At 42.6% G+C, this 24,017-nt stretch carries 21 protein-coding genes and 1 tRNA gene; 12 read left to right on the top strand and 10 right to left on the bottom strand.

The window, feature by feature from the left end; genetic code table 11:
• The first annotated feature begins 34 nt into the window (after positions 1–34).
• From H6G28_RS11810 to H6G28_RS11800, 3 genes are all read left to right on the top strand, one after another.
• The gene (locus H6G28_RS11810; protein WP_190591760.1) at positions 35–1,060 is read left to right on the top strand and encodes a glucokinase; all 1,026 of its coding nucleotides are present in this window, start codon (positions 35–37) and stop codon (positions 1,058–1,060) included.
• Between the two features lie 43 nt (positions 1,061–1,103).
• Complete coding sequence (locus tag H6G28_RS11805; RefSeq protein ID WP_190670934.1) at positions 1,104–1,700, top strand: hypothetical protein; 597 nt, start codon at positions 1,104–1,106, stop codon at positions 1,698–1,700.
• Between the two features lie 227 nt (positions 1,701–1,927).
• Positions 1,928–2,281 (top strand): DUF6464 family protein, encoded by a 354-nt coding sequence (locus tag H6G28_RS11800; RefSeq protein WP_190670932.1) that lies wholly within the window; start codon positions 1,928–1,930, stop codon positions 2,279–2,281.
• 20 nt (positions 2,282–2,301) lie between these two features.
• Here H6G28_RS11800 and fmt read toward each other — a convergent pair whose 3' ends face one another.
• On the bottom strand, positions 2,302–3,306 hold the full coding sequence (fmt, locus tag H6G28_RS11795) for a methionyl-tRNA formyltransferase (protein WP_190670930.1): 1,005 nt from the start codon (positions 3,304–3,306) through the stop codon (positions 2,302–2,304).
• Between the two features lie 875 nt (positions 3,307–4,181).
• Between fmt and H6G28_RS11790 the strand changes: the two genes are divergently transcribed.
• Entirely contained in the window at positions 4,182–5,492 is a 1,311-nt protein-coding gene (locus H6G28_RS11790; protein ID WP_190670928.1) for a hypothetical protein, read from the top strand.
• Between the two features lie 508 nt (positions 5,493–6,000).
• Here the strand turns inward: H6G28_RS11790 and H6G28_RS11785 are convergent.
• Entirely contained in the window at positions 6,001–6,297 is a 297-nt protein-coding gene (locus H6G28_RS11785; RefSeq protein WP_190670926.1) for a hypothetical protein, read from the bottom strand.
• A gap of 212 nt (positions 6,298–6,509) precedes the next feature.
• Positions 6,510–8,237, bottom strand: coding sequence for a S8 family peptidase (locus H6G28_RS11780; RefSeq protein ID WP_190670924.1), 1,728 nt, complete (start codon positions 8,235–8,237; stop codon positions 6,510–6,512).
• Between the two features lie 558 nt (positions 8,238–8,795).
• Between H6G28_RS11780 and H6G28_RS11775 the strand changes: the two genes are divergently transcribed.
• The 3 genes from H6G28_RS11775 (at position 8,796) to H6G28_RS11765 (ending at position 10,763) form a co-directional block, all read left to right on the top strand.
• A complete protein-coding gene (locus tag H6G28_RS11775) occupies positions 8,796–9,320 on the top strand; it encodes a general stress protein (protein ID WP_190670922.1) in 525 nt (174 codons plus the stop codon).
• Between the two features lie 220 nt (positions 9,321–9,540).
• Complete coding sequence (locus H6G28_RS11770; protein WP_190591752.1) at positions 9,541–10,218, top strand: potassium channel family protein; 678 nt, start codon at positions 9,541–9,543, stop codon at positions 10,216–10,218.
• A 5-nt stretch (positions 10,219–10,223) separates the two neighbouring features.
• A complete protein-coding gene (locus tag H6G28_RS11765) occupies positions 10,224–10,763 on the top strand; it encodes a DUF3124 domain-containing protein (RefSeq protein WP_190670921.1) in 540 nt (179 codons plus the stop codon).
• A 251-nt stretch (positions 10,764–11,014) separates the two neighbouring features.
• Here H6G28_RS11765 and H6G28_RS11760 read toward each other — a convergent pair whose 3' ends face one another.
• Complete coding sequence (locus H6G28_RS11760) at positions 11,015–12,568, bottom strand: cation:proton antiporter (RefSeq protein ID WP_190670919.1); 1,554 nt, start codon at positions 12,566–12,568, stop codon at positions 11,015–11,017.
• Positions 12,569–13,117: 549 nt separating this feature from the next.
• Here H6G28_RS11760 and H6G28_RS11755 point away from each other — a divergent pair.
• Complete coding sequence (locus tag H6G28_RS11755) at positions 13,118–14,575, top strand: glycoside hydrolase family 13 protein (RefSeq protein ID WP_190670917.1); 1,458 nt, start codon at positions 13,118–13,120, stop codon at positions 14,573–14,575.
• A gap of 337 nt (positions 14,576–14,912) precedes the next feature.
• Here the strand turns inward: H6G28_RS11755 and H6G28_RS11750 are convergent, their stop codons facing one another.
• The 5 genes from H6G28_RS11750 to H6G28_RS11730 form a co-directional block, all read right to left on the bottom strand.
• The gene (locus H6G28_RS11750; RefSeq protein WP_190671074.1) at positions 14,913–17,408 is read right to left on the bottom strand and encodes a HEAT repeat domain-containing protein; all 2,496 of its coding nucleotides are present in this window, start codon (positions 17,406–17,408) and stop codon (positions 14,913–14,915) included.
• A 150-nt stretch (positions 17,409–17,558) separates the two neighbouring features.
• Positions 17,559–17,759, bottom strand: a complete 201-nt coding sequence (locus H6G28_RS11745; RefSeq protein WP_190670915.1) for a hypothetical protein — start codon at positions 17,757–17,759, stop codon at positions 17,559–17,561.
• Between the two features lie 144 nt (positions 17,760–17,903).
• Entirely contained in the window at positions 17,904–18,290 is a 387-nt protein-coding gene (locus H6G28_RS11740) for an endonuclease domain-containing protein (protein WP_190591746.1), read from the bottom strand.
• Positions 18,291–18,533: 243 nt separating this feature from the next.
• Entirely contained in the window at positions 18,534–19,010 is a 477-nt protein-coding gene (locus H6G28_RS11735; protein ID WP_190591781.1) for a hypothetical protein, read from the bottom strand.
• Between the two features lie 243 nt (positions 19,011–19,253).
• Positions 19,254–19,673: a fasciclin domain-containing protein gene (locus H6G28_RS11730; RefSeq protein ID WP_190670913.1), complete on the bottom strand. Its 420-nt coding sequence runs from the start codon at positions 19,671–19,673 to the stop codon at positions 19,254–19,256.
• 374 nt (positions 19,674–20,047) lie between these two features.
• Here H6G28_RS11730 and H6G28_RS11725 point away from each other — a divergent pair, with 374 nt between their 5' ends.
• From H6G28_RS11725 to H6G28_RS11710, 4 genes are all read left to right on the top strand, one after another.
• Positions 20,048–20,284, top strand: coding sequence for a DNA-directed RNA polymerase subunit omega (locus H6G28_RS11725; RefSeq protein WP_190591744.1), 237 nt, complete (start codon positions 20,048–20,050; stop codon positions 20,282–20,284).
• A gap of 146 nt (positions 20,285–20,430) precedes the next feature.
• Positions 20,431–20,997, top strand: a complete 567-nt coding sequence (locus tag H6G28_RS11720) for a hypothetical protein (protein ID WP_190591780.1) — start codon at positions 20,431–20,433, stop codon at positions 20,995–20,997.
• Between the two features lie 231 nt (positions 20,998–21,228).
• The gene (locus H6G28_RS11715) at positions 21,229–21,594 is read left to right on the top strand and encodes a DUF1818 family protein (RefSeq protein ID WP_190591743.1); all 366 of its coding nucleotides are present in this window, start codon (positions 21,229–21,231) and stop codon (positions 21,592–21,594) included.
• Between the two features lie 50 nt (positions 21,595–21,644).
• Positions 21,645–21,718: transfer RNA gene (locus H6G28_RS11710), tRNA-Pro, on the top strand.
• Positions 21,719–21,955: 237 nt separating this feature from the next.
• On the opposite strand, the gene H6G28_RS11705 is transcribed toward H6G28_RS11710, so the two are convergent.
• Complete coding sequence (locus H6G28_RS11705) at positions 21,956–23,812, bottom strand: ABC transporter ATP-binding protein (RefSeq protein ID WP_190671072.1); 1,857 nt, start codon at positions 23,810–23,812, stop codon at positions 21,956–21,958.
• Between the last annotated feature and the right edge of the window lie 205 nt (positions 23,813–24,017).

Genomic DNA, 24,017 nt, shown 5'->3' with positions numbered 1-24,017 from the left:
CAAAAACAATAACTAAACTACTAAGTAATTATTTATGACTTTGTTACTAGCAGGAGATATCGGCGGCACAAAAACTATTTTGCGATTGGTGGAAACCTCAAATTCATCAGAATTGCAGACAGTTTATGAGGACAGTTATCGCAGTGGGGATTTTCCTGATTTAGTGCCGATGGTACAGCAATTTTTACTCAAAGCAAATACAGCTACTCCCCAAAAGGCTTGTTTTGCGATCGCCGGGCCAGTGGTCAACAACACTGCTAAACTTACTAACCTAGCTTGGTTTTTAGATACCGAACGTCTGCAACAAGAATTAGGTATCGCCGCAATTTCCTTAATTAATGACTTTGCGGCTGTTGGCTATGGCATTTTTGGGTTAAGTTCCCCAGATTTACTGACTTTACAACCAGGTAAACCAAAACCAGAAGCACCCATCGCTGTGATTGGTGCCGGTACAGGATTAGGACAAGGCTTTTTAATCAAGCAGGGAAATCATTATCAAGTGTTTCCCTCCGAAGGTGGTCACACCGACTTTGCCCCCCGCAACGAGTTAGAATTTCAACTGCTGAAATATTTGCTGGATAAACATGATATTCAGCGTGTTTCGGTAGAACGAGTGGTTTCTGGTTTAGGTATTGTTGCTATCTACCAATTTTTGCGCGACCGCAAACATGCCACGGAATCGCCAGAAATTGCCCAAGCTGTGAGAACCTGGGAACAGGAAGCCGGACAGCCAGAAAAAAGTGTTGATCCCGGTGCAGTGATTGGTAAAGCCGCAGTTCAAAAAAGCGATCGCCTCTCGGAACAAACATTACAATTATTTGTTGATGCTTACGGTGCAGAAGCTGGCAACCTCGCCTTGAAACTTTTACCCTACGGTGGCTTGTACATTGCTGGGGGAATTGCACCGAAAATTCTGCCATTAATTCAAAATGGTAGTTTTTTATTGAACTTCACTCAAAAAGGCAGAATGCGTTCTCTTTTAGAAGAAGTACCAGTATATATTATTCTCAACCCCCAAGTAGGATTAATAGGTGCGGCTTTGTGTGCAGCTAGGTTATAACACTATCATCATCAGTGATATCTGCATCAGTAAAGCTAAAACTATGACATTCCCTAAATTATTACCTTTGATAGCTGCCACACTGGTTTGTGGTAGCTGTTTTGTTGTAGAAGCACGTCAACCCCAAACGGCAGTTAAAAAGCCAGAAACCGCCGCGCAACCAGTCCAACCAAAATGGAAATTATTCCGTGCGCCTGATGGACGTTTTACCGTATTAATGCCGGGAACACCAAACAAAGAAACCCAAACCCAAAAAACCCAGATAGGGGAAATTGACTTAAATATATTTTTTGCTCAACCACCAAAGCAGCAAGTTGCTTATGTAGTTGTTTATAATGATTTCCCCCACAGTTACGGCACATTGACCAATCCGCAGACCATATTAGACCAAGCACAAGTTATGGTGCTAAAAACGACAAAAAGTAATTTGATTCGTCAGCGTAATATTCGCAGTTCTAATGGTCATCCCGGCAAAGAAATTGAGTTTATTAATCCCGGCGGTAAAATTACTCGCAGTCGGATGTATGTTGCCCAAGGTAGGTTGTATCAAGTCATGGCTATTACTACGAAAAAGCAACAACAAACCCTCAACAAAACTATTACCGGGTATTTGAATTCTTTCCAAGTTGTTTTGAAATAGCAAGACAAGTATTAAGGAGGCAGGAGGGAAATACCCCTCCCTACTCGCCACTCCCAGCCTTTACAGATAATTTTTTGGATTCTCAAACTTGACACTACCACGCTAGAGCGATCGCATCCTAAAGTGGATCACTATGAAGGCGATCGTTAATTATAGTCGAGGTCAGATCAGCAAAAGTAGGCTCCTGCGATACTATTTTTATAATGTAAATCACATCACATAAACCTATGGAGCCAGACTCTTTACCAACCGAGGTGATACTGACGCACCCGCGTCAGTCCCTCGGTAAATTGCAACTTGACTGGACACCCCAACCAGGAAACTATCTTGATTTTCAAGGTAAAACCTACGCTGTTCTAGAGCGTCGCCATAGATATCAATTTAAATCTGGGCGTTATCGACTGCACAATATAGCAATCTACGTCCAATCTGCTCAAAGACCAGCAGAAAAAAGTTTACTAAATGGACGCTGGGTGGTTGGTGACGCTACTTGTGTTTATAATGCTCATTCTGAAATTGTTCGCTGTGCAGTCAACCCCCAAGGCCCTTGCCAAGACTGTCGCTACTATGAACCAGTATGAAGTATGAAAAATTTCAGACTTCACACTTCAGACTTCAGAATTTCTCCCACTGTCAACCGCGCACCATTAACAAAATCCCATCCCGACTGGGGACGTTTACCCGCTAACTGAACTTCCCGTAATAATAATAAACCTGCTCCAGTTTGGGCGATCGCACCTATTCCCTTGGTAATGCTGACTATTTCTCCAGGAATGCCAGATATATTGGATAAATCAGGTAGTTTTTGGCGTATGGTTGCTAATTCTGGTGGTATTTCTTCAGCGTCAGCAGAACCAAGGGGAAGGGTAGCTGTAATTTTCAGAGTCTGGTTCCGAAAAGTTGTCCAACAATTAGGGTAAAATCCCCGAATTTGATTGTGTAATTGTATTGCACTCTTTGTCCAATCTAACTGGTAATCTTGCTTTTGAATCAAAGGTGCGTAGGTAGCTTCTGCGTTATTTTGCGGAATTGGTTGAATTTCTTGGTGCTTCAGTTTTAACAGCGTTTCTATTAACAAATCTCCACCAATTGTTGCTAATCTTACAGCTAAATTGTCAGCATTATCTAACAATTCAATGGGTGTGGTTGCTTTTAGCAGCATATCCCCTGTATCCATCCCAGCATCCATTAACATGGTCGTAATTCCTGTTTCTGGTTCACCATTACAGAGACACCACTGAATCGGAGCCGCACCGCGATACTTCGGTAAAATTGAACCATGTACATTAATACAGCCTAATTTGGGCATATTCAAGATTTTTTTGGATAAAATCTGCCCATAAGCTACCACTACAAACGCATCTGCTTCTGTTTGTTGCAGTTGAGCTAAAGTTTCACGATCTTTTTTGACTCGCTCTGGTTGCCACACTGACAAATTATGCTGGAGAGCAAGGGTTTTTACAGGTGAAGGAGTCAGTTTGTTTCCCCGTTCTCGACGTTTATCTGGTTGAGTCACCACTGCCAAAATTTCAAATTCTGGATGATTCAGTAATTTTTCGAGAGTAGGAATAGCGAATTCAGGAGTACCAAAAAATACAACTTTCATTAATCAATAATCAATAGTTAAACATCAATAGGTAATATTTACTTAGTTATTTATTATTATCCTCCTTGCTCACTATTTTCTACACACAAGTTGGCGAAATTGAGTTTTATTGATAGACTAAAAGTAATTTACCCCAATATGTTGATAGATTGATACCAGCTTGACACTTTATTAGTCGGCTGATTCCCCTAGAGACCATACACAAGCTTTGCGAGGGTTGCCAAAACAAAGCTGTTGATTCAGTTTTTGCCAAAATGCAGTTACAAGTTTAGCGGCATTTTTGCAATTGTTAGAGATTAGATATTAATTTACTTCCAGGGGTGGATACTAACTCGATTTTTCGAGTATTATATGTTGTGCGTCAGCTTTACCAGCTTTTAAAAGAAACGCCTCACTCAGTTTCATCGTTACAGGGGTCTGCACTGTTGTAGCAGGGATAAATAGGGGAGCCTCCTGCGGCTTGGCAGTTGCTAAAGTCTATCCCAACAGTTCAGCTTTTCGCTCTACCTAGAGGCTACAAATGCCTTGTAGCCAACATAATGCGCCTAATGCAGTTAAATCAAGCACCAGTTTTATGGTGTGGTTAATTGCTGGTTAAAGGCGTGAAAATTTGGTTTATGCAGTAATTATGTTGTTCATCTGCATCAACTTTGTTATGGCAGAAATTTCGCTAATCAATAGTATTTATTAAGCAAAAAGGTGCAGGCAATGATAATAAATTTTTGTGACAAGGTGCAAGTTTAAAAAAAATATTTCTCACAATTAGTAGTTAAAAGCGTGAGTTTATTGTTATACCTGTAGTCATCACTTTTCCTCCTACTACATAAGCCTCGATTGCTCCTCACACAGCACCCGCACTTCTAGAGAGTCCACACATGCTCAAACCCCTCTTGCTGTCAGGATGGTTCCGTGTGCAACCATTTCTTAATTCTGTTGTTCTAGTGATGCTGATTGCGCCTTTATTTGCAGCATCAGGTCACTCTACCTCTGCTCAACAATCCAAAGTAGTAGCTAAACTTCCTGCTGAAGCTGGAGAATCAGAAGCTGTAACTCAAGAAACAGCTAATGAACCAGATTTAGCAGCAATGTTTCAAGATGCTCCGAATAACTCCACCCCCGGAGAATCGATTTCATTGTCACAGAATCTACTGGGAGTGGGGAAACAGCCAGTTTTACAAGCACACAAAATCGAATCTTTAGTAGTAGCGGATTATGCAATTGGCAATGGCTCTCAGACAAGTGGTGCTGATCCTTTCGCAGCAGTAGAACTGGCTCCTGTTCCCAATATTCGTGGTCATCACAAAAAAGGCCAAGCATCTGAAATTGAAGCGTTAATGCAAGAAAATAATTTGGCATCAGCTAAAGATTCTCTTGTTGGTTCATCAGGATTCAATCGCATTCCAGGGGTTGACGCAATTCCCCAAACACCAGAAACAGAATCTACAGATGATTTACCTGCAATGGAAGCACCGAGTGAGGAGCAAGCCGAACAGGTAGATCCTATCGGTAGTCCCCATCCCATTCCTTGGAAATGGATTTTAGCGACTCAAGAAGCGGTTGGCTCGAAGGGTAGTTCTGGGGTGCGTTATTATCGGAGTTTACCTGTGGTGTCTCCTGATGGTAAGTATGCTGTTTATAGCCGGGTACAGATGGACGTTCAACCGGAAATGTATAACAGCCGCGTGAGTAGCACCATGTTTGTTGAAGACAGAGAAACCAAGAAATTGCGGGTAATGGCTTCAACTTCCAAGATCAAAGATCCGTTACTCCGTAATCAAGTTGCACCGCCAGAGCAGATGCCAGAAAATGGCAATATTGGGGTGTTGGTTCCGGTTAGTTGGTCAGAAAAAAGCGATCGCTTTTTAGCACGCAAATTTGAGGGTGTATTCAATACTGGCGATGCTACAGATCATGCAGTGATTTGGGATCGACAAAAAAATCATACCAACACCGTTGCACCCGCACGTCAAGACGATGAACATGAAAAAATTGCTGTATTGCTAGGTTGGAGTAAAAACCAACCAGATCATGTACTGTTCCGCGAAGGCGAAATGGGTGAAGAAGACTGGCCTTTAGTACAAGTTGCTACTGATGGTAAAACAGTTAATACAAACGACACTGATCAGCCTGTAACTTTTGGTGAACACAAAGAAGTATGGTCAGGGCCACAAGTAGCTACTCGCTAATAGCAAAGTGCTGAGTGCTGACTAGGAACTCAGTTTTCAGTCATCAATAATAGTCTTAAACCTATACTTCGACTGCTATTTTTATTAAAAATAATCTGCGTTCCCGTTATTACTAGTAGCTAATAACGGGAAATTTTTTGATAAGCGATCACTTGATTTATTGATAGAGTTATTAACGTTAATCAGTATTTAGAAAAAATAATTTACAAGACGCATTAAGCGTTCGCGTAGCGTCTCCCTTGGGGAGAAGTCGAAATGCTCAATCAGCCGACTAGAAGAGGGTTAAGCCTAGTGGTCACTGAGCTTTGCCGAAGTCTCAAGACCTGGAATCTCAAGTTATGTTTAATTTTGTCCACCTGCTTATCTGCCGAATTAAGTAAGTCGGTGAGAATAAACCCAACTATGTAACAGAATGTAAAATTGGCATAACCCTTGCGATTGCTTCATTCCACTTCGTTTCATTTGCAATGACATAGCGTGGATTATTTAAGCCGTTCTACTTAAATCTTCACATTTTGAACCCCGGCATTCTTTTTCCGCCGTTCAGTAAACGCAATTGTTGGGAAAGTTGCAAAGATGTCACCCACGGTTGTTCTGAAAGTTGGGAAATAGTATTTGCGGATAATGTAGCCGTAAAGGTATCTTTGTCTGGAGTTACATCATTAACGCCGACACTTTGTAAAACCGCGATCGCTTCATCTGTGATTGGTTCTGTATGAATAAATACAGTTAAACTCGGTGTGGTTGAGTCTTGAACATCATTCAGTGCGATCGACAATGCCGCACCTAGCTTCTGATAGTTCATAAGTGTTTCCTGCGTAAAAGGGTAGGCAGTTGCAAACTGTCCTAAGATTAACCTATCAAATTTTTCGTTTTTGATTACCTACCCTTGTACAGACTTTATACCCTGGATTTCTCACAAAAGAGAAATCCAGGGATGTGGGAGGGGTGGAAAGATAGTGAAGAAATCTTTCCCCCCACACTCCCCACACTCCCCTCTCTCCCCACACTCCCCTGCTACAGATTTTCAGTGTTAATTAACCCGTAACCCCATTTATTATCAAAAGTGCCGGCTGGTTTGCCAGGAATTGAGCTATTTTTGCGGAATAACTCTTTGATGGTGTTGGGGTCTAAATTGCGATCGCGCTGTAATAATAACGCTACCAACCCGGTAACAAAAGGTGTGGCCATACTAGTACCAGCCATCGCCTGAAATTTAGAATTAATCGTCATCGAACGGTCAGAATTTGCATTAGAAGAAAGCGCAGCCACAATCATCGCCCCTGGTGCAGCAACATCCGGTTTTTGAGCATCATTGCGTAACGGCCCTTCACTACTGAAATCAGAAATACTGTTGAGTTCTAAACCCACTTCGCGTACTTGGTTATCAATATCGGTGTATTTGACTTTGGTAGTGTAAGCTGCAACTGTTACAGCAGTGCTGGCAGATCCTGGGGAACCAATTTTTACAGCATCTTGGACACTAGTACCTGTGAAAAACACTGAAGAACTATCATCTAGTGTCCATACATCTAGGCGAGTATCTTGAGAAGAAGTGTTGCGGACTCGTAACTGCCAAATCCCTCCCATAACTGGCGAAGGGCCATTACCCCGAATCTGTACAAAGAAATTATGGTCGCCGTTGGCTTTATCTGGGCCGGGAGTGACAATTTGTACCCGTGAGTCGGGTAGTTGATGATCTACTGCGGGATTGCCTTGAGGAATAATTTTTTGGAAGGGAGTAACAAATCCGTTAGGACTGCGTACAGAAACTTCTAATTCGCTGTCTTTGCCATACCAAGCATTTAACCAAACAATGCCTACTTGATTGAAGGGTACATTAAAGCGCATTCCTTTGATTCGGCCACTGGGGATATTTGCTTGACCATGAATATTGTCGTTACCTTCATTACCTGCGGCACAACAAACAATTCTGCCAGGGCCAGTTTCTGCGTCAATGACTTTCGAGAGGGAGTCAGTACCATCATGGGCATCAGCATGTCCACCCAAGCTGAGATTGACGACTGCGGGTCTGCCTAATTCAGCCGCTACCCGAAAAACGTAACGAACAGCATCAGCAATGTGGGCATCTTGGAGGTCAGATTTGATAATGATTAATTCTGCGTCTGGTGCGACACCACCATAAGTAGCATCAGCACCAGACGCGATACCTGCGACGTGTGTACCATGACCGTCAGTATCTTGAGAAACAGATAGTAGGGAACCCGTTAGTTCCGCACCATAAGCGCCTTCTTTCACGCCTGGCCCTGGTATGGTTTGATCCCATAACCGTAAAATGCGCCCAGCAAAGGCAGGATGTTTTGCATCAATCCCACTGTCAACTACACCAATAATTACGCCTTTGCCAGTTAGTCCAGTTTTATTTTTAAATTCTGGTAACTTCACGGCTTGGGGTGCAACATCCATCCGTAGCTTGAGTTTGCGTGATGGTTTAATTCGCTGGATGGCAGGTTCTTCAGATAAAGCATCTAAACTATCAACGGGTAGGAAAGCAGTACGCACATGGCCGGAATTTTGATTAACTTCTATGCCATATTGTGCCAAGTGGCTTAAATCTGCGTCATCATCACAGTAGATAAAAACTAGGCTCTTGGTTGGTTTGACAATACTTTTAGGAGCCATAATCCCAAGCGATCGCTTGTGTGTCATCAAAGCTGGCAAACCTTCATGTTGATAATCTTCAACTGCTAACAGCAAACCAGGAGAAAGTTTTTCGTGTCTCATTTTGGCTTCAACCTCTATTCAATTCAGTAATAAAATTCACCATATTATAGTGAATAAATAATTTGAGAAATGTGTGAGTAACTTGTAAATTTTAAGGCTAAAATCTTGCTCTCTTGCTGATTTTTATAAATTATTTGTCTCCTTATTTGAGTTGTTGTAACTGCTGAAATACTCTGATGTCAAGAAAAATCCTAGAGGTGATTATCTGAGTTCATCAGCGAACAGCATCTAAAATTAGACGTTTTTCAGCAATTCTTTTGATTCATACATCACCAAAGCTCATAATTACGGAAAGATTTATAGCGAACAGCAGAGACAAGGGAGACAAGGAAGACAAGGGAGAGAGATGTTTGTAAATCATTTAAACTTCTGCCTCCTGTTATATCAAGAATATTTAAGCTACTAAGGTTGGGGCAAATTAGTAGTTGAGGTCAAAATTTACTCCCATCAATCATGCCTGTAGATAGTCATTTTTTGGTCAGATTTCTTGGTAAGACTAAAAACCAACCCAGTAAAGATCCAAACCTTGTAGATTCATCCAGACTTTGGAGAGGTAAAATGGCTTCAGGTAAATGGCAACATGCTATTGGTATATTTAGCGATCGCCAGATTGTACTACAAGCGATCGACGAGTTAAGAAATACTGGCTTTTCGATGAATAAAATTTCTGTAATTACTCGCAAGCCAGAACTTGAGAATAGCGATACAACGCAAAATCATCTGACACAAACTGAAGGTGCAACTATAGGTGCATTAGCCAGCGCCAGAACCGCAGGTTTACTGACTTTAGTTGCCGGTTTCGGGATTTTACTGATTCCTGGGTTTGGCCCAGCCTTAGCTGTCGAGTCTGCTTTAGCCACACTTTTAGGCAGTGGTGCTAGTGCGGCCGCAGGTGGAATTATTGGTGCGCTGCGGGGTTGGTTTTTGCCGGAAGAAGCAGCGCAACTTTATGATGAACAAGTATATCAAGGCAATTATCTGGTCACAATCGAAAGCACAGAAGCTGATATTCGTCGTGCTGAAGCAATTCTGCAACGTTGGGGTATTCAGGAGTGGCGTGTGGTTGATGTGCCAGAGAATTGAACAAGTTGGAGTAGAGCAGCGTAAATATTTATAGTTGTGATAAGCCAGGAGGCTCACTGAGCGTACTTGTACTGAGCGCAGCCGAAGTAGTCGAAGTGAGCAGAAGTCAGTCCCGATGAACTGGTTTCACGAGCCTTGGATGAAAGAGCGACTAGTATGTTTACTCAGTACTTTCTTGTTAACCTGTAAAGTAGACAGTTTTTGAGTATCAGGAGTAGCCATGTACGTGCTAGTGGGTGGAGCAGGATTAGTAGGGCTTTCTTTGGCTCAAAAATTGGTAGAACTAGGACATACGGTTGCTGTCATTGATATTGAGCCGAATGCTTGCCGTTATGCCCGTGAACAAGTGGGAGCAATGGCATTTGAAGGCAGTGCTGTGAGTACAGAAGTGTTGTTAGAAGCGGGAATTCGCAAAGCCGATGCCTTAGTAGCAGTCTTGAGAAGTGATGCTTTGAACTTGGCGATGGTGACTTTGGCTAAACATTATGGTGTACCACATATTTTGAGTCGGTTACGTCATGGTGATTTTGCAGAACCACTGCGTTTAGCAGGTGCAAACCATGTGATTAGCACCGTTGAACTATCAGTGTCTACAATGGTCAATGCCATTGAATATCCCCAAGTAGAATCAATGATGCACTTTGAGCAGGGACAGATTGAAGTGTTAAAACTAGCGATTCCTAATAATTGCTATGTAGTGAATCGCAGTCTTGCCGAAATAGCACAAGATTCTCGCTTTCCTAGTGGTTCTCTCATCATTGGCTATCAACCTCACCCCCACGAAGATTTGATGATTCCGAATGGTAGTACAGTCCTCGAACCAGGTTCGACTGTATTGATTGCGACTAAGCCAGGAAGTGTACATCAAGTCATTGATTTTATTGAAGGTTGCCAGTAGTTTTCATGAAATTTCATTTACAGATTATTTTAGCGATCGCAGTTATTTTCCTGGCTGCTTGTCAAGCCTCCGAAAATTCCCTAAATTCACAACCTAAACCAACTCCAACTAATCAGACATACAAAACAGTGAATTTAGATCCGAATTTTAAAATAGCAATGGGTCAGACTATTTATGTTCCCATCTATTCGGAAATTTATCATCACAATCGCCAAGAAATTTTTAATTTAGCAGCTACACTCAGTATTCGGAATACTGATTTGACTAATCCTATAATTATTACTGCTGTCCGCTATTATGACTCTAGTGGTAAATTAATTGAACCATATTTAGAAAAGCCAATTCAACTAGATGCCTTGGCTTCTACCGAATTTTTTGTGAATCGTAATGATAGCCGGGGCGGTGTCGGGGCAAATTTTATTGTTGAGTGGGTATCATCAACAAAAATATCTGAGCCAATAGTTGAAGCCGTGATGATTGGCACAGACTTTCAGCAAGGTATTTCTTTTATTAGTCCTGGGAAAGTTATCAAAAATCAAAAGTAATGAGTGATGAGTGCTGAGTGCTGAGAGGGGTAGACAAGAAACCTCTTGCATAAATCAGATTATGCCTATTAAACAAGCGAATTTTCTGTTACTCTTTGCGTCTTTGCGCCTTTGCGTGAGACTTAAAATTCGTGTTTTATAACATTCATGCAAGAGGTCTAAGGTAGAGGGGGTAGACAAGGTAGTTGAAACATCGTTTCTTCCTTGTCTCCCTTGTCCCCCTGCCTCCTGCCTCCTGCCTTCTACCCTAATTAATCATCATCAAGTTGCAGCAATTGTTCATCAATAGATTTTATCCGCACTTGCACAATTTCTTCAGAAAGAATGCGCTTGCGTAGTGCTTCATTCAGAACGCCTTTTTCTGCTAATAATAAACGACGACGAATAGCATCCAATTTGCTTAAATCATGATTTTTAGCATCTGAATTATCAACACGGCGATTGTACAAATCTCTCAAAGATTTTTCCGCACCAGCTACCCTGACTTGATAAGCCGATCGCATTTCCTCGTAAACTGATTTTGGTAATACCCCTGTTTTCAACAAACTATCTAATTCATCCTGGGCGGCTTTCCCTGTCATCAGTTGGGCTTGTAATTCTTCAACTTGCTGCTGAGTTGCGGAGAATTTCGATAATTTTAAGCGTTTGACTAACCAAGGCAAACTTAAACCCTGTCCAACTAATGAAACTAGCACACTACCAAAAACTAAAGCTATTAAAACATCTCTACCCGGTAGAGTAGTTGGTAAACTCAAAGCCAAAGCCATTGACAGTGAGCCTTTGATGTTGCCTAAAAACAGTAAATGTTGCCAACGCAGAGGAATCGGGCGATCGAACCAACGAACGATCGCCAGTAGTGGATAAACTGTTAGTATTCGCCCAGCTTGATAAGCTAAAACTGCCAGTAAAACCGCAGGTAAGGTTTTCCAGAAGGTGACTAAGTTGATTTCTAAACCAATCAACAGAAAAATAAACGTATTCACCGTAAAACTGGCATATTCCCAAAAACTCAATAAAGTGATGCGACTCGAAGCCGAAGTATTGCGCGAAAGTCCCTGATTCCCGAAAATTAAGCCAGCGACAACCACCGCCACCGCGCCTGACACACCGAGAAACTGCCCCACCTGAAAAGTACCCAATGCAATTGCAACCGTCAGCAACAGACTACTCAGAGGATCATCTAAACGGGTGAATACAGGTATGCTTAAGTAACCTAATACTAAACCTACAACGCAACCACCTAAAGAGATAAATAGCAGTTGTTGGATTCCTTCTAATAATGTGATTGAACCTGTGGAATATACTTGCGAAATCAGGTTGAAGGAAACTAATGCCGCCGCATCATTGAATAAAGTTTCGCCTTCAACAATTGTAGATAGTCGAGAAGGAACTGGTATTTCCTTAAACACTGCAATCATCGAAACAGTGTCTGTGTTTGCTAGAATCACACCCACAAGTAAAGCTGGTATCCAAGCTAATCCCAGCCCTAGTTTGAGTAATAAGGCAATAATTCCACTAGAAATAACAGCCCCAGGTAAAGCTAACAGGGCAATAGGTTTAAAAGTACTGCGTAAACGACTAACATCTGTATTGATCCCAGCTTCAAAAATTAGAATTGGCAAAAACAAATTCAAAACTAAAGCAGGATCTAAACCAATGCGGTAGGATAATAATTCGGTTATGGGCAACCCCGCCAACACCAAACCTGTCACATAAGGAACGCGCAATCGACGGGATACTAAAGCTACACCAGTGGCAACTAGTAAGAGAATAATGGAAATTTTAACTAATTCAGTAACATTCACTGTGAATAGCGCAGTCCTGTTTGATGATATGTGAACAACACAGACAAGGGAGACTAGGAGGACAAGGTAGACAAGGAAGCAAGATGTTTGTAAGTCATTTAGAATTGCTATATAGCAGTCCTAAATCATTCGTGAAATTTCCTTTCTTTTCCTTCCTCTTCTTCTTTGTGTCCTTTGCGTCCTTTGCGGTTCGTTAAAAAGAATACTTTTTCACGACTCGGATAGAATTGCTATAGTGCTGAGATTCTATGGAAATTTCATGAATAAAAATCGCAAAAATTTAATATAACTGTCAACTAACTTCAGATAGAGAAGTAAATCATCATATATCGCAAATTCCCTCCCTTCATATCTGATTCTCCGCGTCTCTGCACGGCAGTCGCTTCAAGTCGGGAAATCTGCCCAACGCGCTGCCTTGTCTCTGCGTGAGTAATAAATTTCAAATCTAAAATTAACAATTAAAACCTTGGAGATTTTTCCATCATAGGTGAGAGTCATAACTGGAGAAATATTTGTCACAATCTCTCCTGAAAGTAGAAATAATTACCTATGCAAATTCAAACACCAGACTGGGTTAAGCACGCTGTATTCTACCAAATCTTTCCCGATCGCTTTGCCAGAAGTAAACAGCCGCGTAAACGATTGTTACACGAAGCCCGTTGGGAAGACTGGGAAGCAATGCCAACATTACAAGGTTATAAGGGCGGTGATTTGTGGGGCATTCTAGAAGGGTTAGACTACATCCAAAGTTTAGGAATTAACGCGATTTATTTCACGCCGATTTTTCAATCTGCGAGTAATCACCGTTACCACACTCATGATTATTATCAAGTTGATCCGTTGTTGGGAGGAAATGAAGCTTTTAAAGAATTACTAGAAGCTGCCCATCAACGGAATATAAAAGTGGTTTTGGATGGAGTATTTAATCATTCCAGCCGTGGGTTTTTCTTTTTTCATGATGTGTTGGAAAATGGCCCTCATTCGCCTTGGGTGAATTGGTTTAAAATTCATGGCTGGCCGCTTTCTGCTTACAACGGTGATTTTCCGGCTAATTATGAGGGTTGGGCGGATAATCGGGCTTTGCCAGCCTTTAACCATAACAACCCAGAAGTTAGGGAATATATTATGGAGATTGCCGAATATTGGATGAAATTTGGCATTGATGGTTGGCGGTTGGATGTACCATTTGAAGTGAAAGCTCCTGGTTTTTGGCAAGAATTTCGAGAGCGAGTCAAAGCAATTAACCCCGAAGCTTATATTGTGGGGGAAGTGTGGGGAGATTCGCGCGAGTGGTTAGATGGAACGCAATTTGATGGCGTGATGAATTATTTATTTGCTGGGCCGACAATTGCCTTTACCGCAGGCGATCGCGTAGTCTTAGAACAAGTCCAAAGCCGCGATTATCAACCTTATCCACCTTTATTTGCTGCCGAGTACGCCACTAAAATCCAAGAATTATTGCAACTATATCCTTGGGAAATTCAGCTAACGCAACTCAACTTACTGGCTAGTCACGATACCGCACGTTTAATGACTATTGCTGGTGGCGATAAAGCCAGCATCGAATTATCAACTTTACTGTTACTCACCTTTCCGGGTGCGCCCAGTATATATTATGGTGATGAAGTGGGTTTACCTGGTGCAATAGATCCCGACTCCCGGCGCAGCTTTCCCTTAGAAGCGAATTGGGATCAAGAAATTCTCCAAATTCACCGCCAATTAATTGACATTCGTCATGCTTACCCAGCTTTGCGGATAGGAGATTATCAAGTTCTTTATGCCCAAGGCACACTATACGTTTTTGCCCGCACTTTAGGCACAGAAGAATTAATCATTGCTGTGAACACTGGTACAGGATCAGCTGTAGCAAACATAGATATTGCTAGTTTGCCAACTCAACCCAGCAAACTTTTATTCGGCTACGCAGAATACGAGTGGAATAACGCCGGAGAAACTAAACAGCTTTCTCTCAGAGTTCCTCCCCGTACTGGTTGTATTTTGGCTTAAACATAACGTGGATTTTACTCCCCTCTCCTCGTAGCCGTGTACACACAAGTCGCAAATTTTCGTGTTTAACCACATCCCGCCTAGAACTAAAGTTCCAGGCTCATAGCCAAAGTCCACAAAGCGTGGACTGGAAGATGTTTTTAGTTGAGTCATCTTCAGATGACTTGCGCTATGAGACTCGGAATTGATTCCGAGGCGGGACAGATGCACTCAACGAACATTTATTTGTGTGTACACCATATCCTCGTAGGAGAGGGGCTGGGGGTGATGTTAAAAATTCTCTCCTCTACTCCCATGTGGTCTACACTGCAAATTAGGTGCTTAATAGCTTATATGCTTATCGAGTCCGTAACAACTGCACGAAAGTATTACTCACCGTATTGTCTTTAGTATCCGCCGCGTATTGAATCAACTTCTCCCGCAGTTCTTTCGCTGCATCTAACGGTAGCAAAGTTGCTAACAAGAAGTACACCCCACGAAAACGGGGATCGCCCATTCTATCTACTAACAGTACTTCCGCTTCATCGCTGTTGCCCAGGAAGTTCTGCACTAAGAAAAAGTCCATGATTTTATCGTGGCGGAAATACCATTCTTGCTTGGGTTCGCCTTTTTCATCTTGCCATTGACGGCTGACGACCATTTTGTATTTCTCGTCTTCCAAAGATTTCACAACTTGGAAAAATTCATCGGCGGGTAAAGCTTGTTTATCTTGCATCCGCATTTCATAGACGGCGGCGGCGAATTTCTTCAAAGGAAATTCTTGATTCCATTCCTTCAGGTATTCTGCCGCCATCAAATTATATTGCTGTTCTTGCAGGCGGAATAAATTAGGATGTTTGCCTTGGGATAACATCAGCGCCACTACTGTTAAATCCATTGGGTTAGAGAGAATGCGGCGGGCGGCGTTTAATTCTTCTTGGGGTTGCTGGGTGGTGAGGACTTCTTGGAGGTAATTAATGCAGGCTATTTCGTAATCTTGACCTTGGACTGTGGCATCTTTGGGCAGTCGCGGCTGACGGGAAAGGAGAAACTCTTGAATTTGGGTTTGTTCCAGGGGTTGTAAGTAATAGGTTTTGGCCGTTGAGGGTGGTGTCCATTCTAGGGGCTGGGTAGTCATAATAATGTTGCCCCGGAAGTAGCTTTCCACAAACTGGCAGATTTTGGCGCGTGTTTCGGCGGTGACTTCGTTGAGTCCGTCGATGCAGATATCTATTGCACCACTGTAAATCAGGTTTTTCAGAAAGTCGGCATCTTGGGCTTGGCCGTGCAGCTTGTCTTGAATGGCTTCAATTACGCCTTTATGGCATTTTTGGGCAGGGAGGTAAACAACGATGCGCTGGGAGTTTGTCAGCAGATGGCGGAGAAACATCGACTTGCCCAAGCCGGAATCACCTTGTAAGATAACTTGTCCGTTGATGCCGGGGAGGGCGGCGGTAACTGGTTGGATGTCGCCTGTACCGGGAACTTTAACTTGCGACTGGGGGAAGTATGATTGGTCATGAAAGTTATCTAACCCGGCATCGGCTAACAGGGAAGGCTTGAAGGGTTCAAATAACTTGCGGCGGAAAAAGGGAACCCAGGTGAGGAGAAAGCCGACGTAGCCCACGCCTAAAATACGGCGTACCCAAGGGTTCCAGAAGAAGATGGCTTGGACTTGGGGAAATTTGGGATAAGCGAATATGAGTGCAAGCCAAAAGGCGGCGTGAGAGATGATGGTAATTCTGGCGTTGAAAAACCACTGCCAACCTTTGAGGTTAACTATGACTGATTGCAATGAGTCGGCTTCGTTATAGCCGGCGTTTTTGAGGTTGTTGTAGTGGGTTTCTAAAATGGTAATATCTTGTGGTTGCCAAGCGACTTTTCTAGATACTACGGCAATTTGGCTGGCTAAGTCTTGTTGTAATCTTGTTAAATCTTTGCTGGGTTGCCAAATGTCGCGGAATAGTTCTAGTGTTTTGACAGCTTGAGAGTGTTCCAGCTTCTCAGGAATAGCTTGAGGTCTGCCTAGCCATCTCAGCAAGGTTTTGACTTTTTCATCGCCGCCACCCAGGAAATAAGACCAAAAGCTCCAAAATTCAAAGTTATTGTTATCAGAAGTAAGATCAAAGAATTTCTGATTTGGTTCATAGACATAACTCAAAACTACAACAACCTCTTCTAACTTTAGTTGTCTAATTTTTCCTAATGCCACTGCCGCACTGCCACGAACAGAGTTGTCCACCTTTTCATCTTTGAGGATTTGGGCGATGTCAGGGACATAGTTAGCCGCCGCCTGCCCCAGATTCCCTAATGCCACTGCCGCACTGCCACGAACAGAGTTGTCCACCTTTTCATCTTTGAGGAACTTGAGGATGTCAGGGACATAGTTAGCCGCCGCCTGCCCCAGATTCCCTAATGCCTCTGCTGCACTGCCACGAACAGAGTTGTCCACCTTTTCATCTTTGAGGAACTTGAGGATGTCAGGGACATAGTTAGCCGCCGCCTGCCCCAGATTCCCTAATGCCTCTGCCGCACTGCCACGAACAGAGTTGTCCACCTTTTCATCTTTGAGGATTTGGGCAGCTTTCTTTGCAATATCCTCCGGCTTCTGCACGACAGATTTTAAGTTTTGCAAGTCATATTCAACTAATTTACGGAGTGCATATCCCTTAACTGGGTCATGTCCATCATCAAGGGCGGCGACTATACCGTTAATTTGCCATGCTTCCGGCTTGGGTTTGGGCTGTTCTTTCGCACTCACCCAAGGCAGGGAGAGGCAGAGAGTTAACAGTAAGGTGAAGCAGAAAAGGAAAAACAGGGAAAGCTTCTGAGCGTGGCGGGGTGTGGTGAGCATAATTTGGGGCAAGGCAGCAGATTACACGCGGCTATCGGTATAATATCAGTCTTGCAATCTGTAATTCCTGATTGAAACACTTTAATACTTACTGATGATGATTAAAGGTTAATTAAAGAAGCTCAAAGGTTCATCGCCAATGTTCTGAGGTTAATTGCCAATGCTAAAAAGTTCATCGCCAATGTTCTGAGGTTCATTGCCAATGCTTTGAAGTTCGCTCGCTAACCTCAAAAGTTCATCGCTAATGTTCTGAGGTTCATTTGCTAACCTCGGAGGTTTATCGCCAATGCTCAAAGGTTTACGCGCTAACCTCCGAGCTTCATTCACTAACCTCAAAGGTTTATCGTCCATGCTCAGAGGTTCATTCGTTAAAAGATACTTCTCGTTTTTCAATTGTCAAAGGCTGTTTTAAAAGTCTGTTTTTTGGTAGCCAAACATTTAGATCCCCCTAAATCCCCCTTCAAAAGGGGGACTTTAAATCTTATTCCCCCCTTTTTAAGGGGGGCTAGGGGGGATCAAACCCTGTATATGCTCACACACGCTCTCAAAGTGATTTAAAACTTGACTATTTGTAAACCTAATAATCTTTAAACCATACCCTTCTAAAATTCTTGTTCTATCTCTGTCATAGTCTTGACCTTCATCTGTAAAATGGCTATCCCCATCAATTTCAATTACTACTTGTAAAGTAGGACAGTAGAAATCAACTATAAAATGATCAATCGGTCGTTGCCTCAAAACCCGAAATTGAAAATTCCTTAAATAATCACACCACAGCTTTTTTTCTGCTGGAGTCATGTTTTTGCGAAGTTCTTTTGCTCTTTCTACAAGCTTTGGATTGTAAGGTAAATGGAAATCGCTACTGTTAAGTTTGTTCCTCATCTTTTAGACAGTTTATATCTTTCAACTCATTGAAAATGTGTGAAATAAAATTAAATTCACTATTTTGATTCCCTTGAAAACTACGGTGTATACACAAGACTTATCAAGTTGTTTACTAGCATTTTGATCCCCCCTAGCCCCCCTTCAAAAGGGGGGGACTGGAGTTAAAGTCCCCCTTAAAAAGGGGGATTTAGGGGGATCTAAAATGTTTTGCTACATCTCTAAAGACTTTTAAAAAATCCTCTAAGAACCCGATGCAGGTTTAGCAGGTTTACTTTTAATAGCTTTAAACTTTTCACCCATCTGTTCAGCAATGGTTTTTAACCCCGGTGTTTTCTTAGCCGCAGTCTTGACGTAATCATAAACTGTCAAACTACTGCTCATGGCTTCGCTACCAACTGCCATTAAGGTATCATCTACTTGTTCTGTCAGTTGTCGCAGTCCAATTAACAGTTCGGTGAGATTGGTAGCTAATTGATAATCCCGGACAAATTCTTCTAAATCAAAACTCGCTGGTAAAATATCGCGGTTCGACTGGGCAGCAATTAGGCTAGTGTTGACAAAAGATAGTCTTTTATCGCCCATTTTAAATAACTTGCGTCGTTCCTCGGCGCTGAGGGTGACGAGAAACGGCAACTTTGCTTGAATGGTTGCAAAGGCGGCTTTAATTTCTTGGATATCTTCTGGGGAAAGGGAGGCGGTGATATTTTGGTAAGCCATTTTATCTTTACCGTAGGGAATTTTTGTTATGATTCCCACTGGTAAATGCGATCAATCAAACAGCTTTAGGACTGACGCACAAAAATTTTCATCCTCAACCACATCCCGCCTAGAACTAAAGTTCCAGGCTCATAGCCAAAGTCCACTTAAGTGGACTGTCAGACATTTTTAGTTGAGTCATCTTCAGATAACTGGCGCTATGAGACTCGGAATGAATTCCGAGGCGGTTTACGCCCTAATTTTTCAATGTCCAGCCACCATCGCCGGGATGAGAACTGCATCAATAACGTGAATTACGCCATTGTCTGCCAAAATATCGGTTTGCAGGATATGAGCATCATTCACTGTGATATCCCCGTTAGTAGACTCAATTGCTAACACAGATCCTTCCAGGGTTTCAGCTTCTGCGATTTGTACTAAGTCATCTGACCTCACATCGCCATAAGTGACATGATAGGCGACAATTTTCCTCAGTTTGGCAGTATCTTGCAGTAGTTCTTCTAAGGTTCCCTTTGGTAGCTTGGCAAAAGCTTCATCTGTGGGTGCAAACAGTGTAAAAAAATCAGAACTTTGCAGAGTGTGTATAATTTTTGCAGCCTCAGCCGCTTTTACTAAAGTGTTAAAATTGCCTGCTTTAACAGCAGTTTCCCAAATGTTAGCCATTACGATATCAAGATAGTCTGACAAATTTAGTTATAAATTGATACAAAACTATTAACCTCTATCAACGGAGAGGTAGCGGAAAATTAGTTGTTAACCCGAATTTCTCACGTAGGGGATGTGGGGAGTGTGGGGAGGGTGGGAAGTGTGGGGGGAAAGATTTCTTCACCATCCTCCCACACCCCTGGATTTCTCTCTTGTGAGAAATCCAGGTTCAGCATATAAACAAGCATATTGAGACAGCAGGGGAGCAGGAAGAGGGTTTGCAGCTTTTATGAATATGAATATGATGCAGCTTAAATGACGATTGGCTGATGTATAAGCCGTATCTTGTCTAGGACTGCTAAACTGGGGAATGTCCCCAAGAACCATTAACTATGCTCAAGCGTTCCAAGTTCGAGACAACCCAATCTCAGATTATGCACCGCGCCGAGGATTTAATTAGTGCAGCCTCGAATCGCTACCGCATCACGGTTCAGGTGGCAAATCGTGCCAAGCGTCGGCGTTATGAAGATTTTGAAAGCTCTGAAGATATTCTGATGAAACCTGTTTTACGGGCAATCATTGAAATGTCTGATGAACTAACTCAGCCAGAAATTATCGGTGAAATGTAAAATTAGTCCAGCCTAACGACTAAAGTCGCGGCTACACGAACAAAACCCGCACTTCGGCAAGCTCAGTGACTGCCTGCGCGGGTTTTAATGCACTTATAGCTGATGGTACAAGAAGAATAATTCTGCGTTGCTCAATTATCCTACTGATGGTTGTGAAGTTTAATTCAGCATTAATTATGGCGTTGGTTGTAGTTGGACTTGTTGTGAGTTTAGGCACAAGTCAACTACAACACTCTAGTTTTATTGGCATTCAGCCTGCTCTAGCTCAAAGAATTAGCCCTTCTGATGTTTGGCAGTTAGTATATCAGCAATTACCAGACCTGCCGAAAGAAAACCAGTACGTCAACAAAGAAACTGGCAAAAAGGCGGAAAATAATACCTTAGCTAGTCGCCTGATACGTTATCACGTTTACGTCAAAGAGCGATCGCCAATTTATCGCTTTGACTGGAAGCTAACATTGGCTGATTACCTGGGAGCCAATGAAATTATGTATGATGCTACCTATCCCGGTAATGATATATTACGCGAGAATCCGATAGAGGGCGATCGCGCTGCCATTTCTCGCCTGAGTCGCCATCAACGAGATGCTTTAGTCCAAACATTAGTCGATGTTTTTAACCCCAACGCGCAGAACATTCGCCAAAAACCTCGCCCTAGTACTTCCACCACTCCCCAACCACCCCAAACAGGCGGTGCTGAACTCTTAAAGTGACATGAGAAGGCAGAAGGGAAGAGGGTTTTAGTTTCATTAACCTCTCTTAAACATAGTTTTATTTTTTCCCCCGACTTGCTGAAATATTTGTAGAGACGTTGTGTACAACGTCTCTACCTACAACAACCGATAAATTATATCCGTAGTGAAAGAGCGATCGCCCCTCAAATCTCATCACAGACAAAAAAAGATACAATCTAAAATCTCAAATCCAAAATCTAAAATTTGCAGATGGAACGTCTGATGAAAAGCGGTGTAGGTTGGCGTATTGGCTGGAACCCTAATGCACCTGAATTTAAAGGATTAGTGGGTACAGATGATTGGGCGATTGAGTTAACAGAAGCTGAGTTAAATGAATTTTGCCGTTTGTTAGCACAGTTAGCAGAAACCATGAAACAACTCGCAGCAGAATTAATGGATGAAGAAAAAATTGCTTGTGAGGCCGAAAGCGATTTATTATGGATGGAAGTGGAAGGTTATCCCCATGAATACAATCTGCGCTTTATCCTGAATACAGGACGCTGTGCAGAAGGTAAATGGAATGCCTCTGCTATACCTGGTCTGTTGCAAGCTGCTGGGATGTTGCAAGTTTTTTAAACTTCACCCTTGATTCTCCCCAAGCGTTGCGATACAATAATAATTCTGACCGGGGCGTAGCGCAGCTTGGTAGCGCGCCACTTTGGGGTAGTGGAGGTCGTGGGTTCGAATCCCGCCGCTCCGATTGATAAAATCCCTAATCCTGCTAGTCTTGATGTAAGATTAGCAGGTTTTTTCGCTGCATTCAGGGGATATTTGCTGGACAAGGGAGATTAGAAAGAGAGGGGAAGGGGAGTGTGGGGAGTGTGGGGAGTGTGGGGAGTGTGGGGGGAAAGATTTCTTCACCATCCTCCCACACTTCCCACCCCTCCCTCACCCCTGGATTTCTCTCTTGTGAGAAATCCTTGTGAATCCAAAGGATTCACAAGGATTTAATTTGTAAATCTGATGGGTTCTTGTTGTTCGCTTCTACAGGGAGAAATCCACCAGCTTGCATTTTCCATAACCTATAGTAAGCACCGCCGCGTGCTAAAAGTTTGGCGTGGCTACCATCTTCGACAATTCGACCGTGGTCAAAGACTAAAATGCGATCGAGGTGGGCAATTGTAGACAGCCTATGAGCAACGACTATAACGGTTTTGCCATTCATTGCTAAGTCTAGAGTATCCTGAATGGCTTTTTCGGTGATGGAATCAAGGCTGGAGGTGGCTTCATCTAAAATTAGGATTGGTGCATCTTTGAGGATGACTCGTGCGATCGCAATTCGTTGCCTTTGTCCTCCCGATAATTTTACACCCCGTTCACCCACCAAAGAATTGTAGCCTTCCTTGATTTGGCTAATAAAATCGTGGGCGTAAGCTTTACGTGCAGCCTCAACTACTTCCTCATCACTGGCATCCAATCGCCCATAACGAATATTTTCTATCAATGTGCGGTGGAACAGCGATGGATCTTGGGGAATCAAGCTGATTTGCCCGTGTAAAGCATCCTGCGTCATATCACGGATATCAACCCCATCAATCAGAATTTGTCCTGACTGGGGATCGAATAAACGCAAAATCAAATTCACGAAGGTAGATTTACCAGAACCAGAAAAACCTACCAAACCGACACGTTCACCTGGTTGAATAGTGATGGAAAGATTATCGAATACTTTCTTATCTTCTGTGTAGCTGAAATTAACTTGGCGAAACTCAATTTTACCTTGGGTGATGGGATGAGCGATCGCTTGTTCTCGATCAATCAACTCATGGGGTTGCACAATTGTCATCACACCATTGGCAATATTCCCGATATGTTCAAAAAATTCCAGAAAGCGACGGCTTAAATTACGTGCTTCACTGATGATTAACAATGACAAACTAGTAGCGACAACAAAGTCAGCCGCAGCGATCGCACCTTGACTCCAGAGGGTGAGAGAATAATACAACGTGCCAATTTTCAGAATCGCTGCTGAAATAAACTGAAACCAGCGAATTCGCTCAGAATACCAGTTAGATTTTCTTACCTGTTTGAGTTCGCCCTTTAATTGTTCATTTAAATAGCGTCGTTCAAAACCCAAACGCGCAAACAACCGAGTGCTACTGAGATTTGTGACTGCATCTACAATAATGCCTGTAGTTTCACTTCTGGCGGCGGCGGCTTTGCGAGAATAAATTCGACAGCGAGTCGCTAACCAAAAGGAAATAGTAATAAACAAAACTGCCCATATCCCAACAAACGCCGCTAAGGGAGGATAGGCGCGATACAGTAAGATTGTGGCGACAATATACCCGACAATCACAGACATAAATTCTGTAATTAACATTTGCATCGTTTGGGTAACACCCAGAGAAGTTTCCCCGATGCGATGTGCTAAAGCCCCAGCAAAACTACTACTTAAGTAACGATGGGAATGATGTTGCAAATAAGCATATAAGGATCTGACGATGTGCTGGCGGTGGATGGGATGCAGAATCGTTTGCAAAAGTCCAGCCGCACGTCCAAAGATTACTTCACCCACACTCAACGCGGTGAACAGTATTAGAGGTTGACGAATAACATCAAAAATTTGCTGACTGTTGTTAGGCGATCGCGTCACACTGCGAATAATTTCGCCAATGGCATAAGGTAACATAATGCCACAAGTTGCGTGCATTATTTCCAAAAGTACCATGACTAAATACCACCAGCGAAACTGGTTAACAAAATAGCAAATAAATCTGAATGGTGTATCAGGTAAATTTGGCGCAGTCGCAGCACGTTGAAAAGATTTGGATTTTCTAATCTTTTTCGTCATGTAAAGTCGATATCGTAGCATTGTTTAAACTGATGGACGGAATAAAAATGGACGACTAAATCCGCCGTCCAATTGCTGAAAGAAGGCCATAACTATCTACAAAAAAACTGATGCAAGAAAACAAAAAATTCAGGTTGTAGAGAAAGGAGGAGGTTTTCAAAACACTTACACCCCTATAGGAATACGGTTTGATTCCTGAATCTAG

Source organism: Nostoc sp. FACHB-190 (assembly GCF_014696905.1).
Lineage (GTDB): Bacteria > Cyanobacteriota > Cyanobacteriia > Cyanobacteriales > Nostocaceae > Nostoc_B.
The sequence above is the reverse complement of the archived record's forward strand: the minus strand, read 5'-3'. Positions and strand labels throughout refer to the sequence as shown.

Excerpts from the sequence above, each read along its gene's own strand:
- H6G28_RS11810 (WP_190591760.1), top strand. The coding sequence starts at position 35 with ATGACTTTGTTACTAGCAGGAGATATCGGCGGCACAAAAACTATTTTG.
- H6G28_RS11805 (WP_190670934.1), top strand. The coding sequence starts at position 1,104 with ATGACATTCCCTAAATTATTACCTTTGATAGCTGCCACACTGGTTTGT.
- H6G28_RS11800 (WP_190670932.1), top strand. The coding sequence starts at position 1,928 with ATGGAGCCAGACTCTTTACCAACCGAGGTGATACTGACGCACCCGCGT.
- fmt (WP_190670930.1), bottom strand. The coding sequence starts at position 3,306 with ATGAAAGTTGTATTTTTTGGTACTCCTGAATTCGCTATTCCTACTCTC.
- H6G28_RS11790 (WP_190670928.1), top strand. The coding sequence starts at position 4,182 with ATGCTCAAACCCCTCTTGCTGTCAGGATGGTTCCGTGTGCAACCATTT.
- H6G28_RS11785 (WP_190670926.1), bottom strand. The coding sequence starts at position 6,297 with ATGAACTATCAGAAGCTAGGTGCGGCATTGTCGATCGCACTGAATGAT.
- H6G28_RS11780 (WP_190670924.1), bottom strand. The coding sequence starts at position 8,237 with ATGAGACACGAAAAACTTTCTCCTGGTTTGCTGTTAGCAGTTGAAGAT.
- H6G28_RS11775 (WP_190670922.1), top strand. The coding sequence starts at position 8,796 with ATGGCTTCAGGTAAATGGCAACATGCTATTGGTATATTTAGCGATCGC.
- H6G28_RS11770 (WP_190591752.1), top strand. The coding sequence starts at position 9,541 with ATGTACGTGCTAGTGGGTGGAGCAGGATTAGTAGGGCTTTCTTTGGCT.
- H6G28_RS11765 (WP_190670921.1), top strand. The coding sequence starts at position 10,224 with ATGAAATTTCATTTACAGATTATTTTAGCGATCGCAGTTATTTTCCTG.
- H6G28_RS11755 (WP_190670917.1), top strand. The coding sequence starts at position 13,118 with ATGCAAATTCAAACACCAGACTGGGTTAAGCACGCTGTATTCTACCAA.
- H6G28_RS11750 (WP_190671074.1), bottom strand. The coding sequence starts at position 17,408 with ATGCTCACCACACCCCGCCACGCTCAGAAGCTTTCCCTGTTTTTCCTT.
- H6G28_RS11745 (WP_190670915.1), bottom strand. The coding sequence starts at position 17,759 with ATGGACGATAAACCTTTGAGGTTAGTGAATGAAGCTCGGAGGTTAGCG.
- H6G28_RS11740 (WP_190591746.1), bottom strand. The coding sequence starts at position 18,290 with ATGAGGAACAAACTTAACAGTAGCGATTTCCATTTACCTTACAATCCA.
- H6G28_RS11735 (WP_190591781.1), bottom strand. The coding sequence starts at position 19,010 with ATGGCTTACCAAAATATCACCGCCTCCCTTTCCCCAGAAGATATCCAA.
- H6G28_RS11730 (WP_190670913.1), bottom strand. The coding sequence starts at position 19,673 with ATGGCTAACATTTGGGAAACTGCTGTTAAAGCAGGCAATTTTAACACT.
- H6G28_RS11725 (WP_190591744.1), top strand. The coding sequence starts at position 20,048 with ATGCTCAAGCGTTCCAAGTTCGAGACAACCCAATCTCAGATTATGCAC.
- H6G28_RS11720 (WP_190591780.1), top strand. The coding sequence starts at position 20,431 with ATGGTTGTGAAGTTTAATTCAGCATTAATTATGGCGTTGGTTGTAGTT.
- H6G28_RS11715 (WP_190591743.1), top strand. The coding sequence starts at position 21,229 with ATGGAACGTCTGATGAAAAGCGGTGTAGGTTGGCGTATTGGCTGGAAC.
- H6G28_RS11705 (WP_190671072.1), bottom strand. The coding sequence starts at position 23,812 with ATGACGAAAAAGATTAGAAAATCCAAATCTTTTCAACGTGCTGCGACT.